We start from the raw sequence: 18964 nt of genomic DNA, 5'->3' as shown, positions 1-18964 counted from the left end.
GTATTCACACTCATGTAATAGCGATTCAAAACAATTTTGGCAACGCATACTCTGTATAAGACGCGATATATCGCGTCTCTACTAACTAACAAAATTCACTTGTCGCATTATTTTTTCCAATTGGTACAACAAAAACCCAACTTCTGAGAAAAAAATTCTCCTAATACTTCATCTCCTGTCTCCTGCATTCTCCTACTAACTTTTTTTCCGACTTTGCTCTAAACGACGCACCCACAGTAGTAATAAAAAAGCCCAAAAAGTCATTACTATTACCATTAAATTGGCTTTACCATACTCTTGATTCTGGACAGCATCGTAAATTGCTAAAGGTAAAGTCTGAGTCCGTTCGGGAATATTTCCTGCGACCATTAACGTCGCACCAAATTCACCCAAAGCTCTAGCAACTGCAAGGATAAATCCGGCTAAAATCCCGGAACGAGCCATAGGTAAAGTCACTTTCCATAACACCTGTATTTCCGTATCTCCCAAAGTGCGTGCTGCTGCTTCTAATTCCGGATTCACATCGAGAATAGCTGCTCTTGCAGCTTCAACAATCAAAGGTAAAGCCACTACTGTAGATGCGATCGCAGCTGCTTGCCATGTAAATAATATATCGATGCCAAACCATTCCCGTACAGGACTTCCCCGACCTAAAGCTAGCAATAGGTAAAACCCAACAACGCTAGGGGGTAATACTAAGGGTAGGTTCAGGACAGTTGATATAATTATTTCTCCCGGAAAGCGGACACGAGCTAAAAAAATTGCCAATCCTAGTCCAATTATTACCAGTAATACCGTTGCCATTGCTGTTACTTGCAACGATAAAAAATAGGGAAACCAATCCATTATTTCACTGTCTCTCCAGGTAAGACAAAACCATATTTTTTCATCAACGGTCTACCTTTGGGTCCATTGATAAACCGAGCAAAGTGTTGAGCTTGTCGCTGATGTTTACTGCTTTTTACCACCGCTAACATTTGGTCAATGGGTTTATGTAAGTTCTCCGGAATTAACTCCCATTTTCCTGGTTTGGTAATACTTAAAGATAAAGCTGCAATTGCCACATCCACATTACCAGTTTCCGCATATTGTTGCGTTTGCCGAATATTTTCCCCTAGGACTAATCTTGGCTTGACTGTATCCCAAATACCCACTGACTGCAATGCTTCCCTCGCTGCAATACCATAGGGTGCATGATCGGGATTCGCGATCGCAATTCTTTTATATTCCGGTCTGGTTAAATCTCTAATACTCTTGGGATTGAGTTTACCGTCTTCCCTTGTCCACAAAGTAATTCTTCCTCGTCCATACAAAGCTTTTGTATTGGATACTATTAACCCTTTTTTGTCAAGGTCTTCGATAAAAGACTTATTCGCTGCGGCAAATAAATCTACAGGTGCTCCCCGTTCAATCTGTTGTGCTAGTTGTCCAGTGGAACCGAAGTTAAATCTAACTTTATTTCCTGTTTCCTTCTCCCACAAAGTACCAATTTCCCTAAATACATAGTTTAAATCAGCCGCTCCTGACACGGTGAGGGTGACTGGTCTTTGAGCAAATAGACTTTGAGCTAAAAATGTCTCTTGATTCAGCAGTAATCCAGACAATGCAACGAGAACCGCTACGACCCCGGATAAAAGTAAATAACGTCTTTTAATGTTCATGGTGGTTGCATTTGAGACTGATGGTAGAAGCTGGGAAAAACCCTTAGTGGATATTGATACATAAATTGCAATTCATATTCTGTAGCAAGTATAACTAACACACTGCAAAAATGTTTGACATCGACTAAAAATACATCAACAGCAAAAAAAGACGCAGCTAATAGCTGCATCTTTGTTCGGAAATAATTTAATTGTTAGTTTTTAGTAACTTTCACGGTGGAATCCTCCCCAAGTTACTTTCGCCACTTCTCACTCCAAGCTCCAGTAACATTAAATCCACCGGAAACAGTAGTTAGTTTTAAAGAACCTGCAAGAAAATGATTACAGGTAGGACCAAAAGGTGCAGCACAAATATCAGCAGCTCCATAGCCACCAGGAGAAAGTGTACCTAAATGGGAATAGTTAGTACCCTCCCATTCACCGTTACCAAACCAAGTAGTATTTCTAACACCAACTCGCAAAACGCAACGCAAACCCCTACCGTTACGACTTCCTGCTAAGTCGGAAACCCGATATTCATCAAAATAACCACCACATTTTGTCGGTCTAGAAAGAGGAGTGTAATTAACAGGAGTATCTGTGTAGTTCCATTCTTCATTCCATGCACCTGTGACTCGAATTTTATATCCGTTGACAATTGTGATATTCAAGTTCCCTGGAAAATTAGCATTAGTATGTTCACCGTTACCATTGATATCAGAAGCATAGCCAACTATCTTGGAACCCCGAATAAATCCATGTCCGACATGACGATAGGTATTACTACCCCAACGACCTTCCCCGTACCATGCTAGTCTGGGGATACTAGAACCAGACGTTGTGGGGTTAAATTTCACACAGCGCACACCACCAAATTCTCCCGTACTCAAGGATTTGACAATATAAGTACGCAACTTCGGGGCACAAGTAAAATTAGATGCTTGGGCAACAGTGAATTTCCCCTGTTTAGGAACTTGAGCCAAGACTGTACTAGTTAGGGATAAAGTAATTGCAATCGCTATAAATAAAGACTTTTTCGCAGAAATAAGCATATCTGTAATTCCTTGTAGTCAAGTTGTCAAAGTATTTTTTATAACCTTTGGTATTGGCTATACAGTTATATAAGTTTGTTTGCACTCTTTTATGCACCTCTCAATTAATAGGAAATTATTTTGATAAGTAGGTAGGTGTAATTAAACATAAAACCGCAACGTAACCAATAATTCGGCTCAAAGCCTTACTCCCGTACAGACGCGATATAGCCTCTTTCAGAGGAGCTGAACGCTAACGCGTCTCTCCCTATTCCCTGATCCCAACGACAATTCTTACCACCCACCTACTTATTCATGTTGTCATCCCAAAAAAGAGACGTAGCAGCGCAAAAAAAAGAGACGTAGCAGCGCTACGTCTCTACTATTAATTAATCACCCAATTATTTATTAATTAATCATCAAAATCATCCATATCATCCTCATCATCCATATCATCCATATCATCCTCGTCGTCCATGTCCCGACCCATTCCCATCATGAAACTATCGTCATCATCCAAATCACGGATTTCCGAAGGAATCATAAAATCATCATCCAAAATCGACGGTTCCGGACGACGAGACCCTCCAAATGTACCATCAGCCATTCCCAAGGACGAATCCAGATTGTAGCTGCGAGCAGTGCGATCATCCAAAACCATATCTAACGAATCATCCACCTCATCCAACACACTACTATTAATATCAGTCGTGTAATCATCCACAATCCCCGGTTCCTCATAGGTATTAAAACCAGTACCCGCAGGAATCAAACGTCCAATAATCACGTTTTCCTTCAAACCGCGTAACCAGTCAGATTTACCCTCAATCGCAGCTTCAGTTAACACCCTAGTTGTCTCTTGGAACGAAGCAGCAGAAATAAAGCTATCCGTATTCAATGAGGCTTTCGTAATACCCAACAACATCGGTGTATATTCAGCCCTCGCACCACCGGTAATCGCCATTGCTTCGTTAACCTGTTCAATTTGGCGCAACTCCACTAACTCTCCCGGTAGCATTGTCGTATCACCGCCATCATCCACACGCACCTTCGATGTCATCTGGCGAACAATCACCTCAATATGTTTATCCGCCACATCAATCCCCTGGGATTGATACACCATCTGTACTTCGTTCACCAGGAAAGTTTGGACTTTTTGTAATGCATAGTTTGCACAGGCATAGGCTCCATCTTCCGAACCCAAATTAAAGAACAATTCCAAAATCTCGTGGGGATTTGCAGGTCCATCGGTTAAAGCTTGTCCTGCTTCTACCCTTTCTCCATCGGAAACTACCAAGTTTTGTCCTGGTCCAAGGTTATAGTCTGTAACAACGCCATTATCCTCAACAATTTTAATGCCAATCGCTTCGTCACTATCCCCATAAACCAGTTTAACTTCCCCAGCCCGTTTAGCTAACAAACAAGCTTCCTTGGGTTTGCGAGCTTCCAACAACTCCTCAATTCGAGGTAAACCCTGAATAATATCCCCGGTTTTAGCCCGCTCAAACACGAGCAACACCAAGTTATCACCCCGTTGGACTAAATCTCCATCTTCCACTTGTAAAATTGCCCCAGGGCTAACACGATAGGGTCGTCCAGAGCGAATTGTCACCCGATAGGCTTGGGTTGCCAATTCTGAACCCGTTTCTCCCTTTCCTCCACCAACATTTTCAACCCCAATCACCTGTCCTGACTCTTCGGCATACACACCCTTGCTTACTTCTGTACCAGCAATAATTAAATCACCCGGCTTCAAGTTCGGTTGACTATTGACGGTAATTTCCGCGATGTCAGTTTTCCGCAGAATCAGACAACGACGCACCGTTTCCGTTCCCTTTTGAACACCTCGCACCACACCGCCTTCCTTCGCCAGAATTTGGGTACGTGCTACCACTTCTCCGGGAGCAATGGTTTGTCCATCTTCTACTTCCAAATTTGTCTGGGTACTTCCTTGGGTTGCGTCTGCGGCAATATCGCGGCGAACTACTAGGGATTCCAAAATCACCAATTGCAAACGCTGAATTTCCGAATTACTATCATCTTCGATTAATTCGATGTCCGCAGCTAGGGGTGAGCTACTATGTTCCTGTTCGTTATCTTGGTCAATTTCTAATACCAACTGCGTCCGTAATAATTCTACCCCTTCCACAGATTTCACCCGTTCAGAATCCTTATAGGGAGTACGTTGTACGGCACGCATTTGGATTGAACGCCCTGTTTGCTGACTAACCGATGTCGTTGAAGGCACATCTGGATGGTCCGGTACAGGGAACTCAACTACGGGACGACTTAATAATGCTGGTCCTTCCGGAGATTCTACGTACTCAATGTAGCGTAGTTCTGTCGCTACTTGACCCATGAATTCCTCACCCGGTTGGACAAAGGTTTCGTGGCGCTGCATCACGGCTTCGGGGTCATCCACCATCAGCAATTCACCGGGCTTAATTACCACCTCCCGCAGAATATCATTTTTCTGGGTGACTTCGATCACACCACTGTTTTGGCAGAAAATATCTTTAACTACCTCATCCCCAGCATTGACATACTGTCCATCTTCCACTAACAACAAGGAAATATCCTTATTAACTTCGTGGGTTTCTTCGGGAATCCACAACAGTGTTCCCCCCTTAACCACTTCGTAACCCTGTTTCGCCTTACCTTTTTTCTGGACTTCTACCCCTGCAAATTTGAGCAAACCGCCAGTTGTAGTCCGATAATGATCGTCAACTAATTCCGCCACCACTTGCCCATTTTGCACCTTTGTTCCTGGAGTTGCCAGCAAGTTGAAAACCTGATTATTGGCGGTTGTCACCAAATAACTATTTCGTCCTTGGGAACTCTGTACCGTCACAGTCGCCTGATCCAGCACCACGCTGGCGGTGATAATCTCAATCTCCCGCGTACCCTTACCGGGAGCCGCCTCCGGTAGGCGCACCACACCCCCATGCTGGCTAGTTAATTTGGTTTCCGCTAACACACCATTGGTGGCAACTTCATCCCCATCTTTGACAACTAACTCAGCACCAGGTGGTAAATTATACACTTCCCCGCCGAGAATCCAGATTAATCCTCCCCGGGCAGCCGTTGTTGTAGTATTACCTTGGCGGTCAGTTTTCTGTTCCGGAATTACATCCGCAAATCTCACCTCTCCAGCCAAATCCGAGACCACATCTTTGACTGCTTTCTCCGTATTTACTCGGCTAGTACGTCCTCCCAGGGCAACCTCAGCGATTAATTGTCCCAGTTTCACCTGTTTACCGTCGGTAATATAAAGTGTCGAACCTTGGGTGACGCTGATTTCCCGACTTTTACCGTCGCTCCCTTCCAAGGTAATCACCCCGTTCATTTCCACGTACAAAGCGTCCTCCCCGTGACGGGTACGGAAGGGACGGGTACGCAGTTTCTTGGGAAACTTAATTACCCCACCGACATCAGCCCGAACTTGTTTAGCTACTTCCCCGGTGAAAACTCCCCCGGTGTGGAAAGTACGCATGGTCATCTGGGTACCCGGTTCCCCAATACTTTGGGCGGCAATAATTCCCACTGCTTCGCCCAAGTCCACCATCTTCCCGTGGGCCAAGCTCCAACCGTAACAATGTTGACAAACCGAGCGAGCGGCTTCACAGGTTAACGGCGATCGCACGATTACTTCTTCGACCCCCGCATCCTCAATCCTTTTCGCTAAATCGTCAGAAATGGGCGTATTGCGTGTAGCAATCACTTCGCCTGTTTTCGGATCAACGACATCGACGGCAACCACCCTTCCCAGCAACCGAGAAGATAGCTTAATCATGGTTTTATCACCCTCACGCATGGCCCGCAAGGGAATCCCTTGAGTTGTCCCACAATCAACTTCCCGGATAATCACGTCCTGGGACACATCCACCAATCGGCGAGTTAAATATCCTGAGTCTGCCGTCCGTAGGGCGGTATCCACCAATCCCTTCCTCGCTCCATAGGAGGAAATAATATACTCAGTAACCGTCAAACCTTCACGGAAATTGGTTTTAATTGGTAAGTCAATAATTTGTCCTTGGGGGTTAGCCATCAATCCCCGCATTCCCACCAGTTGTCGTACCTGGGAAATATTTCCCCTTGCACCGGAAAACGCCATCATATACACTGAGTTCAAGGGATTCGTTTTCTTAAAGTGGGAGACAACTTCATCCTTGAGGGCTTCCGATGTGCCGTTCCAAGTATCAATTACTTTTTGGAAACGTTCTACTTCCGTAATTTCCCCCCGTTGATATCGTTCCTCTGTCGAACGAATTTCTTCCTCCGCCGCATCCAATAAACTCCGTTTTGAGGGCGGAACCATCAAATCATCCACACTAATGGAAACCCCTGCCCTCGTAGCATAGCGGAAACCCAAATCTTTTAATTTATCTGCCATCAACGCAGTCCGGGCTGTCCCATAATGGACAAATGCCCAGGAAATGAGATTGCGCAATTGACCCTTATCAACAATCCGGTTGCGAAAAATTGCTTTTTCGTTTGTCATTTTTAATTTCTTCCCCAGTCACAGAATTTTGAATTTTCGATTTGGGATTAGGAGGCTTTTTGAACATTAATTATCCCCATCCGTGGCGGATAATTTTTTCCTTCCTCTCCCTTTCCACCCCAAAAAGGGACATTGTTGTGGTCGGGGAAGGGACTCCGACCACGATTATTTTGGTTTGGCGACGATTCTACCTAACTTGCCAATGCATCCTGAATCGCTTTGTTATAAATCACACGTCCCGGTGTCGTGTAAATATACTGAGACAAAATATTCCCATCCCTATCTTCACGAACACGTCTGTACTTATAAATCCGAGTAATCGTGCCGTCTTCGTTTTTAATTTCTTCTAGGGGTTGCTTATCTGCTTCTGGTGATTCCACTTCCCCATCAAAACGAACGTAAACATAGGCATGTAAATCCACTTGCCCCAATTCAAAGGCCATAATCGCATCATCTAAAGAAGCAAAATACTTACCTGCTCCCTTGGTGGCTTTGGGATTTTCCGCAGTTAGATAATAAGCACCTAAAACCATGTCTTGGCTAGGTGTAATTACGGGTCTACCAGTTGCCGGAGACAATACGTTATTAGAAGCCAACATTAATAACCGTGCTTCTGCCTGTGATTCCAGGGATAAGGGCACATGCACCGCCATTTGGTCTCCGTCAAAGTCGGCGTTAAATGCCGGACAAACCAAAGGATGTAGTTGAATTGCCCTTCCTTCTACCAAAATCGGCTCAAATGCCTGAATCCCCAGACGGTGTAGGGTCGGCGCACGGTTGAGCATGACTGGGTGTCCTTCGATTACCTCCTCTAACACATCCCATACCTGGGGATCAGCACGGGAAATCAATTTTTTCGCAGCCTTAATATTATTCACCATGCCACTGCGAATTAACCGATTAATCACGAAGGGTTGGAACAACTCAATGGCCATTTCCCTGGGTAAACCACACTGGTGGATACTTAATTTCGGTCCCACTACAATTACCGAACGTCCCGAATAGTCAACCCGTTTACCCAGAAGGTTTTGGCGGAAGCGTCCCTGTTTACCCTCAATAATGTCAGATAGGGATTTCAAGGGTCGGTTATTTGCACCTACCACCGTCCGTCCCCGTCGGCCATTATCAATTAAGGCATCCACGGCTTCTTGTAACATCCGTTTTTCATTGCGGACAATGATTTCCGGTGCCAAAATTTCCTGTAATCTGGCCAAGCGATTATTCCGGTTAATTACCCGACGGTACAAATCATTCAGGTCACTGGTGGCAAATCGACCACCATCTAGTTGTACCATCGGTCGTAAATCGGGGGGAATCACGGGGATATAGGTCATCACCATCCATTCCGGTTTAGAACCCGTGGCAATAAAGTTATCAATCACCCGCAAACGTTTAATTAATTTTGCCCGTTTTTGTCCTTTTGCCAGGGTAATTTCTTCCCGTAAGTTTTCCGCTTCCTGTTCTAAATTAATATCAGCGAGTAAGCGCAATAATGCCTCAGCGCCAATTCCCACTTCCACACCAACTAGCTGGGAATCTTCACTGTAGATTTGGTCTTCAATTTCTAGCCACTGGTCTTCGGTTAACAATTGCTTGTAGGTTAAGGTTTCCGCATTCCCAGGGCTGAGGACAACATAGGAGTTAAAATACACTATTTGCTCAACATCACGCAGGGGCATATCGAGCAAAATCGAAATATAACTGGGGATACCTTTAAGATACCAAACGTGAGCAACTGGAGCCGCAAGTTTGATATACCCCATCCGATGACGACGAACGCGGGACTCAGTAACTTCCACTCCACAACGTTCGCAGACTATCCCCCGATGGCGCACACGTTTATATTTACCACAGTGGCATTCCCAATCTTTGGCTGGACCAAATATACGTTCACAGAACAATCCGTCCATTTCCGGTTTTAAAGTCCGGTAGTTGATTGTTTCTGGTTTTGTGACTTCGCCGACCACCTGACCATTAGGTAAAGTCCTTTCACCCCATTGACGAATTCGTTCGGGTGAAGCCAAGCCAATTTTTACGTAGTCAAATTGATTATTTTGAACTGTTCTCATCTGGATTGTGGATTCTGGTTTAGATAGTTGGAGATGGCAAGAGCGAGAAAATTTTGTGTTTGACTAACCGCAATGAATGCTAAGTAGGGTGGGAAGCAAGCGATCGCAGTTCCAAACACACGGAGTAGACACCAAAATAGCCCGTTCCTGACTTGAAAGTGTAGACGCACAAGCGGTAATACAGCAGGCTCTAGGGAGTAGGGAGTAGTAAGTGGTATTAGACAGTACATATTAGCTACTCCCTTCGTTTACAAGCTAATTTTCTCCAGTCAAAGTCAAGCACCGAAAAATCTCAGTTGACAATCAACACACCATTAACGGTCAACTGTGAACTGTCAACCCTTATTCTTCCTCTTCGACGGATTCGCGGGATAGGGATTCGTAGGTAGGACGGGGAGGGGTACGTCGCGCTGACTGATCTGCCATTAAATCGACTTCCACATCCAAGGAGCTACCGTCGGCTTGAGTTTCCACCTTATGCACGGCAATATCTAAGCCCAAGGATTGCAACTCCCGCATTAATACCTTGAAGGATTCTGGTGTTCCCGGACGAGGAATCGCTTTACCTTTGACAATCGCGTTTAATGCCTCATTCCGACCTTGCATATCGTCGGATTTAACGGTCAACAATTCCTGCAAGGTATAGGCTGCACCAAAGGCTTCCAATGCCCATACTTCCATTTCTCCAAATCGCTGTCCACCCTGTTGTGCCTTTCCTCCTAAAGGTTGCTGTGTCACCAAGGAGTAGGGTCCGGTGGAACGAGCGTGAATCTTATCGTCAACCAAGTGAACCAGTTTGAGCATGTAGGCCACCCCAACCGTTACAGGACGGTCGAATGGTTCACCTGTACGCCCATCGTACACCATGATTTTGCCGGGTTCGTCGGGATTATACAGCCATGAGCGTCCGGTTTCATCCCGTGCTTCCTGTAATTTACCGTGGACTATTCGCCTTGATGACTCTTCCCCATACATCTCGTCAAAGGGGGTAATCTTAAAGCGCACACCCAGATTATGTCCAGCCCAACCCAACAAGCATTCAAATACTTGTCCGACGTTCATCCGACTCGGTACACCTAGGGGATTCAAGACGATATCCACAGGACTACCATCCGGTAAATAGGGCATATCTTCTACTGGCAGTATCTTGGAAATAATTCCCTTATTTCCATGTCTTCCCGCCATTTTGTCGCCGACTTGGATTTTCCGTTTTTGGGCAACGTACACCCGCACCACCATGTTGGCTCCCGGTGGCAGTTCGTCACCCTGTTCACGGGTAAACAAACGCACATCAACGACCCGGCCTTTTTCTCCATTGGGTACACGCAAGCTGTTGTCACGCACATCCCGCGCCTTTTCTCCAAAAATGGCCCGCAGTAATTTTTCTTCCGGTGGCTGATCTGATTCCCCTTTAGGAGTCACTTTCCCCACCAAAATATCTCCGGCTTCTACCCAAGCACCGATGCGAATAATCCCGTTTTCGTCCAATTGACGCAAAGCATCCTCACCGACGTTGGGGATTTCCCTGGTAATTTCTTCTGGTCCTAATTTAGTCTGCCTTGCCTCGATTTCGTATTTCTCAATGTGAATCGAGGTATATATATCATCCTGCACTAAACGCTCGGAAATCAAAATTGCGTCTTCGTAGTTATACCCTTCCCAAGGCATGTAGGCAACGACAATATTCTGTCCTAAGGCCAACTCACCACCCTCGGTGGAGGAGCCATCCGCTAGCACCTGTCCAGCTACTACCCGCTCACCAATTCTCACCAAGGGTCTTTGGTTCAAACAGGTGTCTTGGTTGGAGCGTTGATATTTAGAGATGGGGTAGCGAATTTCCGCAGCTCCGGATTTGGGACGGACACGAATCTCGGTGGCATCCACGTAGGTGACATCCCCATCGGTACGGGAGACAATCACCATCCCAGAGTCCCTCGCTGCTTGGGCTTCTAAACCTGTTCCCACCAAGGGACGTTCGGGTTTGAGCAAAGGTACGGCTTGCCGTTGCATGTTGGAACCCATTAATGCTCGGTTTGCGTCGTCGTGTTCCAAAAAGGGAATCATACTAGTAGCAACCGAGACTATCTGCACTGGGGAAACAGCGATAAAGTCTACCTGATCTGGGGTGGTGGTGGAAAATTCCTGGCGATAACGCACGGGTACCTGGGGTCCAATTAAATAGCCATTTTCATCAATGGCCGCATCTCCCGCTGCCACCCGTAAATCATCTTCTTCGTCGGCGGTCATGTAGACTATTGGCAGGTCAAATCGGACACGTCCCCCCTCCACGGGACGGGATGGTGTTTCCAAAAATCCGTAGGGGTTGACCCGCGCATGGGTAGCCAAGGAACCGATTAATCCCGCGTTTGGTCCTTCTGGGGTCTCAATCGGACAAATCCGACCGTAGTGGGAGGGGTGAATGTCCCTCACGGCAAATCCCGCACGTTCACGGGTTAAACCACCTGGTCCGAGGGCGGAAAGACGACGTTTGTGGGTTAATTCTGCTAGGGGATTGGTTTGGTCCATGAACTGGGATAGTTGGCTGGAGCCAAAAAATTCCTTAATTGCCGCTACCAACGGTTTGGGGTTGACTAGGGATGCTGGGGTCAGCACTTCCGCATCGGAAACTGTCATCCGTTCCCGGATAATCCTTTCTAACCGGTTTAAACCGACGCGCACCTGATTTTGTAATAGTTCCCCTACACTCCGAACTCGACGGTTTCCTAGGTGGTCGATGTCGTCGATACTACCAATGTCATATTCGAGGTTGATCAGATAATCAACAGCTGCTAATATATCGGTAGACGTAAGCACTCGCACCGTGTCAGGGACTTGCAGCCTTAGTTTTTTGTTTAATTTGTATCTACCAACCTTACCCAGGTCGTAACGCTTGGGATCAAAAAATCTTGAGTCTAGCAACTGTTGTCCACCCAGTACCGTTGGAGGCTCCCCTGGTCGTAGTTTCCGATATAGTTCCATTAAGGCATCTTCTTCGGAAAATTGACCTTCTTTTTCGATGGTTTTCTGGAAATATTCGGGATGACGAAGTGCGTCGAATATTTCGTTGTCCGATAATCCTAGGGCTTTAAGTAAAACTTGGGCTGATAGTTTCCGGGTTTTGTCGATCCGTACCCAGACTAAATCGTTACGGTCGGTTTCAAATTTCAGCCAAGCTCCACGGTTGGGTATTAAACTGGCTGAATAGGTTCGACGACCGTTTTTGTCGATTTCGGATTTGTAGTATACTCCGGGCGATCGCACTATTTGGTTGACAATGACGCGCTCGGCTCCGTTAATGATAAATGTCCCCCTATCGGTCATTAAGGGTAAATCGCCGATAAATACGTCCTGTTCTTTAATTTCCCCCGTTTCTTTGTTGATTAAGCGTGTGGGTACGTACATTTGTACGGCATACGTACTATCACGACGCTTAGAGTCTTCGACGCTGTACTTCGGCTCCTTCATTTTGTAGTTTTGACCGAGGAAGTGCAACTCGAGTTTACCTGTGTAATCTGTAATCGGACTAAAGGAGTTTAACTCCTCAATTAAACCCTCTTCGAGAAACCAACGAAAACTTGCTCGTTGAATCTCGATTAAGTCGGGTAACAGAAACACAGGTTCCATAATTGATTCGTTAGTCATGCTTCTACCTTTGTCAACCTGGTTGATTTTGCTCTTGGGGACACCCGGAGTATCCGTCTGAAAAGGATTTTTGACTGGATTTTTTTCGGCAAATACCCGCTTTCAGACCGGAGCAAGTGCTGATGCAAAATTAAATATGTATTGTCATCGCGAGGAACGGAGCATAAGTCCTTCGGACAGGCTTCGCCAACACAAGGATTTCAGCGTTTCGGAATGTCAAATTAATTTTGCACTGCTACTACTTATAATTCCCCATTGATTTGGTAATGATTTACTCGGAATGCTTGTTTGTAAAGCGGAATAATCTTAGCTAATGCTGTGATCGAGATATCTGGATTTTCACGTGTGAACGTGAGAAAATTAGAACCTAATGGGGTAGGTAATTAAAACCAGAAAAATAAGGTCTCTAAGCAGAAAAAATCTAGTATCCGAACCGAATATAGTTTTTGGTACGCTGATACTGGATTTGTTTGTCAGAATATTTCTAGTTTGTGTCTGCTTGGTCAAAGCTAATGTTTACCTCGCTTACCCCTAGGTGCATGGCTTTGGTTTTTTTGGTTCACTTATCCTCCCAATGTGCTATCTGCCAGTTTGCGAAACTTTTTGATGTGATTATTTACCCTCTGTACAGACAGGGTAATTTTGTCACTGCCGAAGTTAAGATTCAATGAAATCACAATCAAGGCTAACAACTAATTAATCTGGATGGTTGAAGCTGAAAGTAGTTGTGGATGAAATTCAAGTGACTTTGGGTGAGTCATTTACCTATCGCCAAGCAATAAAAGAATCTGAAAATTTGCTATAGATTTTTCTACAGATAAATCGTTAAACAGGGCAAAGGCGGTCATTTACGATATGGTCACTAGATATCCATAGCTGGATCAGAATTTGGGCAAGTCACAAGCGATCTACCAATTAGAGACTATATTTCTCAAACAAGAGAGGCGCTTTGACGTAAATATGCCTTCCTGATCCAACCTAGATAATAGTACCTTACTAATTATGGCGCAAACTTTCCAATTTAGGAGAAATAGATCATAGCATATTTCCAATGAAAAGTACTGCTGTTTACCTTTTTGCTTCTGTAAGCGCTAATAGTCCCATCAAGTCAGGGATAATCCAAATACTTGACAGGCGTTAAGGGTTGTTTGCTGGCTAATCTCCTCAACAGAGGTTTGGCGCAGGAGGGCAATGTGTTCGGCTACATACTGAACATAGGCTGGTTCATTCCGTTTCTGTCCACGTTTGGGAACGGGAGCAAGAAAGGGACAGTCCGTTTCAATTAACAGGCGATCGCTGGGAACCATTTGGGCGCTAGCATGGATGGGGTGGGCATTTTTAAAGGTGACTGTGCCGCTAAAGCTGATATAAAAGCCTAAATCTAGAAACCATTGAGTTTCTTCCGGATTGCCTCCCCAACAATGCATTACTCCTCGTAACCTTTCTCCAGCAGTGGCTTTGTAACTTTGCAACACCTGGTGAACATGGGATGCAGCATCACGACAATGAATAATCAAAGGTAGATTTAATTCACAGGCGATTTCAATCTGGTCAGCGAAGGCGGTTAGTTGCTCTTGAACATTGTCAGCTTTGTAAAAGTCCAACCCTGTTTCACCTATAGCCACTACCTTGGGATGGGAACTTGCCAACTTTTTGACCTGTTTTCCCATACTTGAGTCCCATTTACTGGCATCTAGGGGATGTAAACCAATCGCAAAACTCACTTCGGGAAATTGACTAGCTATCGCCTTTATACTTTCGTATTCCGATGGCTCTACACAGGAATGAACTAGACGGATCACACCTGTTTCCAACCACCGCGATCGCACTTCCGATAAATCGGGTTGAAAAATATCGAAGTTCAGGTGAACGTGAGTATCAATTAGCTGCATTTTCCCGGAAACACCTATTTTCTAACTGCTACTCGCCCATATCCATATATATTTGGAAGACTTGCACAAAGCTACTTCCTGACACAAATCATCGAGACCTACGCACTTGCTTGAGATGTTGCTGTCTTCAGTCGTCGCGCCAACTGTGATTTCTTCCTTGCACCATTATTAGGATGCAACACACCGCGCTTTACAGCCTTATCTATTTTGCTATAGGCTTCCGACATGCGGATTGCGACCTCTTTTTCTAGGTCAGGTGTTGGTTCTGATAGATAGGCATCTACAGAAGTAAAACATTTCTTCATCAGTGTCCGCACTGCGGACTTGTAGGATTTATTGCGTAATCGATTACGTTCAGCGATTTTTGCGCGTTTGAGTGCAGATTTTGAATTTGCCACTGTTGCTTCCAGAAATCAGTTTTCTTATTTAAACACACTACTAGATTTAATCAATATAGCATCGAAAATGCCAAATTTACAGATGAACACAAAATTAATTATGTGGTGGGAGACCTTTCATGCACTTTCACACAGTGTCCATCACCGTAAATTTACTAAAATTTCAATTTTAGTATTGACAACTTTATGCTTTATGGATTGAAAATGAAACATATAACAACTAGATTATGTATAGACGCAGTTAATCAGATCACTATAGAATACCATCTTTAGGCGATAAAGTTTATACTTTATCTCTTGGGGTGCTGCGACATATACTTAGTATTGGATTTCACAAAAAATCTCTCAAAAAATACAAATATGAGCTTACCTGCACTGCGAAAATTCGTTTTACCCCCTGTGATTGCGTCCGCAGCTGTTTTTTCCCTGATGAGTTCGCCTTTGGCTGTACTAGGAGACAAACCGGTTAATATTCGCTTTGAAGAAGAACCGATTTTTGATGGTCGCTTAAGGGATATTGCTCCTCCCTATGTGGGATTAGTGACGCTGTTGAGCTTGGGAACAGGAGTTGCAGCTGCGGCAATTGGTGGGTGGCGAAGTTCAGCACGTTATTCGGAAAAACTAACTAGTCAGATTTCTTTGTTGGAGGAAACTTTAAGCGAGAAAGATGCTTTGTTGAAGGAACTTAAGATGTCGGAATCCCGCTTGCAAATATCTGGATTGACGGGATTTCTAGATGAAGAAGTTCCCTTTGACCGGACTATTGGTGAACCAAGTTTTGCACAAGCCGTTTCTCAACCGGTGGTTGCTCAAACTGCGACCGTAATTCAACCCAAGGTAATTACCCCCAGTTTACCAGTTCCCACCCGTCATCAGGGTCATGGTCGAGTTAACCCTGCACTTGATGTGGCTTCAACTTTCGCTGCATCCCAAACATATATGAGGTATGCACCTAGCAGCCAAGTGAACACTAATCAGCCCCACCATCAACCTGTAACCAATACATCCATTACCAGCGAAGAATTTGAAGAATTGCAACGGCAAATGCGGTTGATGATGGAAAAAATGCAGCAGATGCAAAATCATCTTCAGGCATCAACTCCGGTTGCTGTTGCTTCCTCTAAGCCAACAAGCGATCGCTTTCAAGTTTACTATGATTCCCCCACCCATAATGAAGGTCGATACATGTAATTAAATGTATTGTATTTTTTATCAAACAAGTAGTAAATTTATTCAGGACTTACGCAATCACCACACAGTTACGTCATTGCACTTCTTCCGGTAGCGGATGGAACGTCTGGTCATAAGATAGACGTGCAGCAGCTTCTGACAAAGTAACAATTCCAAACATCTGATTTCTCCTAACGAGTGCATAAGTCCTAATTATTGAGCAAGTTGGTTGTCGAACATCAGCTTGTTTTTTCATTTCCTACAGATATATTTGTGCAGATAAAATTATACTTAGAGTTGACGGGAATAAGTCTTTGATTCCTGGTGGGTAAAGGGTAAGAGGCAACAGGTAATTCAATTGTTAAAGAGTATTTTCTCGGATATTGTTACACTTTTTCCGGATTCTTCACCCACGGGTTTGATTCAGCAATTATACTGAAGTAGGTATGGAATATGCCCGCAGAAACTCTAGCAACCGAAATTGGCAAAGAAGCAGGTCAATTTCTGGCGATGATTTTGATTGAGAAGACTTGGAAGGGTGTGACCAAATTGCAAAGACTGCTAGATCGGAAAATGCAGCAGTTGGTATATGAAGCTTCCCAGCAGTATGTTAAAAACTATGCCGAACGCCATTGTCGCTTAAAGGTGTTAGGGATGCGGGAACCAGTGGCGTTAGAATCGATATATATCACGGTATTTTTTTTAAAAAATAGTGATGTGCGACGGTTGGAGTCCGTTGAAAGTTTAGAAAGAGCTTATCGGGAGAATCGTAGTTTTCAACCCCGGAATGCGACCAAGGTCTCTGGGATTGAGGTTGCTAACCAGAAGCAGTATTTAATGGTGTTGGGTGGTCCTGGGGTAGGTAAGTCAACATTTTTACGGAAAATTGGTTTGGAAGCACTGAAGGGGAAAAATGGTGCTTATCAGCATGAGTGTATTCCGGTATTTTTAGAATTGAAGCGATTTACTTCGGCAAAAATTGATATAGTTCAGGCAATTATTGAGGAATTTAAGATTTGTGGTTTACCCTATGCACAAGAGTCTACCCAGAAGTTATTGACGGATGGGCGGTTATTAATTTTATTTGATGGTTTAGATGAAGTCCCTGTCAAATATGTGTCTAGAGTCATGGAGACGATAGAGAATTTTTGTGATCAATACTATCAGAATAGATTTATTATTTCATGTCGGATTGCGGCATATCGGAGTTACTTTCAACGTTTTACCGATGTGGCAATGGCGGAGTTTGATAATACGCAAATTAAACAATTTATTTCTAATTGGTTCCAATCGGAGGAGGATAAACGGATCGGTACTGCCAAAAAGTGTTGGGAAATCTTACAAAAGCCAGAAAATAGTGGAGCAAAGGAGTTGGCAAATACACCTTTATTGCTAACTTTTTTATGTTTAGTTTATGACCATTCCCAACATTTTGCGAATAAAAGAAGTGGTTTGTATCGACAAGCATTAAGAATTTTACTAGAAGCATGGGCAGCGGAGAAGCGCATCATGCGGGAAGAAATCCATAAAGGATTAAGTACGGAATTAGAGGAAATTTTATTAGCTGATATTGCCTATAAGGGATTTAAAAATGACCAACTATTTTTTCCAAGATGGGAGATTACCCGTGATATAAGAAATTTTATTAGTAATCATTTCAATGTACCTCAGTATTTAAATGGGGAAGAAATTTTAAATGCGATCGCGGTTCAACAGGGTATATTGGTGGAGAGGGCCGCAGATATATATTCTTTTTGCCATTTGTCGTTCCAGGAATATTTAACAGCTCAATATATTACTGATAATCACGAAGCTGCAAACTTGGTGAATTTACATTTACTAGATAAACGCTGGTATGAGGTTTTCTTGTTGGTTGCAGGATTAATGCGTCGGGGTGTGGACGAGTTTTTGATGATGATGGAGGTCAAAGCACGGGGATATTTGTATACACCAAAACTGCAAGGGTTAATTAAATGGGTGATGGAGATTTCCCAAGGGGATGGATCGGAATTTTCCCCACTCACCCAGCGATCTGTGGCTCTATTTTTGGGAACAGGGAAAGATGCTAGCCTGGAATTAGTGACATTACTTAGTCCCCGTTTAGCCGATTTTTTGGAAATGACACGGATATTAGATTTAGCTAGAGTTGCCAATCCCAGTTACGTCAGAGCACTCAATTCCAGTCGTACCCCCATGCGACCAGCAACCCCAAAACGGGCTTTAGAACAGGCTTTGAACCATGCGATCGCGGACGAATTAAGTCGTTCCCAAATTTTACCCAGGGTGGATTTCAACCGTTTGATGAATAATTTAGGGGTACTATGGAGTCGTGCTCCGCGTATCAATGATTCCTACAAAGTACACCAAGGTTTTAATTCACGGATTGCCCAAACTTGGCTGACGGGATTACAGCTTAATTCCGATTTGTTAAATTTATCCTCAGCAGAATCAGCAGCCTTGACGAATTATTTGTATGTCAACGCTTTGATTGTGCGTTGTCAGCAAGCTGCGGTTAGTTTGTCGAAGCAAGGATGGGCTGAGGTGGAATCTCGGATGTTATGCTGTGATTAATTGCATAGAGGCGCGATATATCGCGTCTCTATATTTAAATTCATACATGG

10 protein-coding genes are annotated in these 18964 nt (G+C 44.2%); 2 read left to right on the top strand and 8 right to left on the bottom strand.

All coding sequences use genetic code 11. From position 1 onward, the window contains the following. Window positions 1–195: 195 nt before the first annotated feature. The 8 genes from modB to rpsT form a co-directional block, all read right to left on the bottom strand. A complete protein-coding gene (gene modB, locus CDC37_RS08220; RefSeq protein ID WP_096621317.1) occupies window positions 196–846 on the bottom strand; it encodes a molybdate ABC transporter permease subunit in 651 nt (216 codons plus the stop codon). Next, window positions 846–1661 carry a molybdate ABC transporter substrate-binding protein gene (gene modA / locus CDC37_RS08215; RefSeq protein WP_096621316.1) on the bottom strand — a complete coding sequence of 272 codons (816 nt, stop codon included), beginning with the start codon at window positions 1659–1661 and terminating at the stop codon, window positions 846–848. The genes modB and modA overlap by 1 nt, the downstream gene beginning before the upstream one ends. 233 nt (window positions 1662–1894) lie before the next feature. Then, entirely contained in the window at window positions 1895–2692 is a 798-nt protein-coding gene (locus CDC37_RS08210; protein ID WP_096621315.1) for a hypothetical protein, read from the bottom strand. Window positions 2693–3083: 391 nt separating this feature from the next. Continuing rightward, window positions 3084–7172, bottom strand: a complete 4089-nt coding sequence (locus CDC37_RS08205) for a DNA-directed RNA polymerase subunit beta'' (protein WP_096621314.1) — start codon at window positions 7170–7172, stop codon at window positions 3084–3086. A 191-nt stretch (window positions 7173–7363) separates the two neighbouring features. Beyond that, complete coding sequence (locus tag CDC37_RS08200; RefSeq protein ID WP_096621313.1) at window positions 7364–9241, bottom strand: DNA-directed RNA polymerase subunit gamma; 1878 nt, start codon at window positions 9239–9241, stop codon at window positions 7364–7366. A gap of 342 nt (window positions 9242–9583) precedes the next feature. Further along, the gene (rpoB, locus tag CDC37_RS08195) at window positions 9584–12883 is read right to left on the bottom strand and encodes a DNA-directed RNA polymerase subunit beta (RefSeq protein WP_096621312.1); all 3300 of its coding nucleotides are present in this window, start codon (window positions 12881–12883) and stop codon (window positions 9584–9586) included. 1103 nt (window positions 12884–13986) lie between these two features. After that, a complete protein-coding gene (locus CDC37_RS08190) occupies window positions 13987–14775 on the bottom strand; it encodes a TatD family hydrolase (protein ID WP_096621311.1) in 789 nt (262 codons plus the stop codon). A gap of 98 nt (window positions 14776–14873) precedes the next feature. Next, window positions 14874–15173, bottom strand: a complete 300-nt coding sequence (gene rpsT / locus CDC37_RS08185; protein ID WP_096621310.1) for a 30S ribosomal protein S20 — start codon at window positions 15171–15173, stop codon at window positions 14874–14876. Between the two features lie 360 nt (window positions 15174–15533). On the opposite strand from rpsT, the gene CDC37_RS08180 reads away from it, so the two are divergent. Continuing rightward, window positions 15534–16364: a hypothetical protein gene (locus CDC37_RS08180; RefSeq protein WP_096621309.1), complete on the top strand. Its 831-nt coding sequence runs from the start codon at window positions 15534–15536 to the stop codon at window positions 16362–16364. Window positions 16365–16796: 432 nt separating this feature from the next. Then, entirely contained in the window at window positions 16797–18914 is a 2118-nt protein-coding gene (locus CDC37_RS08175; protein WP_096621308.1) for an NACHT domain-containing protein, read from the top strand. The last annotated feature ends 50 nt before the right edge of the window (window positions 18915–18964 follow it).

The sequence above is a fragment of the Calothrix sp. NIES-3974 genome (assembly GCF_002368395.1).
GTDB lineage: Bacteria > Cyanobacteriota > Cyanobacteriia > Cyanobacteriales > Nostocaceae > NIES-3974.
The sequence above is the reverse complement of the archived record's forward strand: the minus strand, read 5'-3'. Positions and strand labels throughout refer to the sequence as shown.

Excerpts from the sequence above, each read along its gene's own strand:
- modB (WP_096621317.1), bottom strand. The coding sequence starts at position 846 with ATGGATTGGTTTCCCTATTTTTTATCGTTGCAAGTAACAGCAATGGCA.
- modA (WP_096621316.1), bottom strand. The coding sequence starts at position 1,661 with ATGAACATTAAAAGACGTTATTTACTTTTATCCGGGGTCGTAGCGGTT.
- CDC37_RS08210 (WP_096621315.1), bottom strand. The coding sequence starts at position 2,692 with ATGCTTATTTCTGCGAAAAAGTCTTTATTTATAGCGATTGCAATTACT.
- CDC37_RS08205 (WP_096621314.1), bottom strand. The coding sequence starts at position 7,172 with ATGACAAACGAAAAAGCAATTTTTCGCAACCGGATTGTTGATAAGGGT.
- CDC37_RS08200 (WP_096621313.1), bottom strand. The coding sequence starts at position 9,241 with ATGAGAACAGTTCAAAATAATCAATTTGACTACGTAAAAATTGGCTTG.
- rpoB (WP_096621312.1), bottom strand. The coding sequence starts at position 12,883 with ATGACTAACGAATCAATTATGGAACCTGTGTTTCTGTTACCCGACTTA.
- CDC37_RS08190 (WP_096621311.1), bottom strand. The coding sequence starts at position 14,775 with ATGCAGCTAATTGATACTCACGTTCACCTGAACTTCGATATTTTTCAA.
- CDC37_RS08180 (WP_096621309.1), top strand. The coding sequence starts at position 15,534 with ATGAGCTTACCTGCACTGCGAAAATTCGTTTTACCCCCTGTGATTGCG.
- CDC37_RS08175 (WP_096621308.1), top strand. The coding sequence starts at position 16,797 with ATGCCCGCAGAAACTCTAGCAACCGAAATTGGCAAAGAAGCAGGTCAA.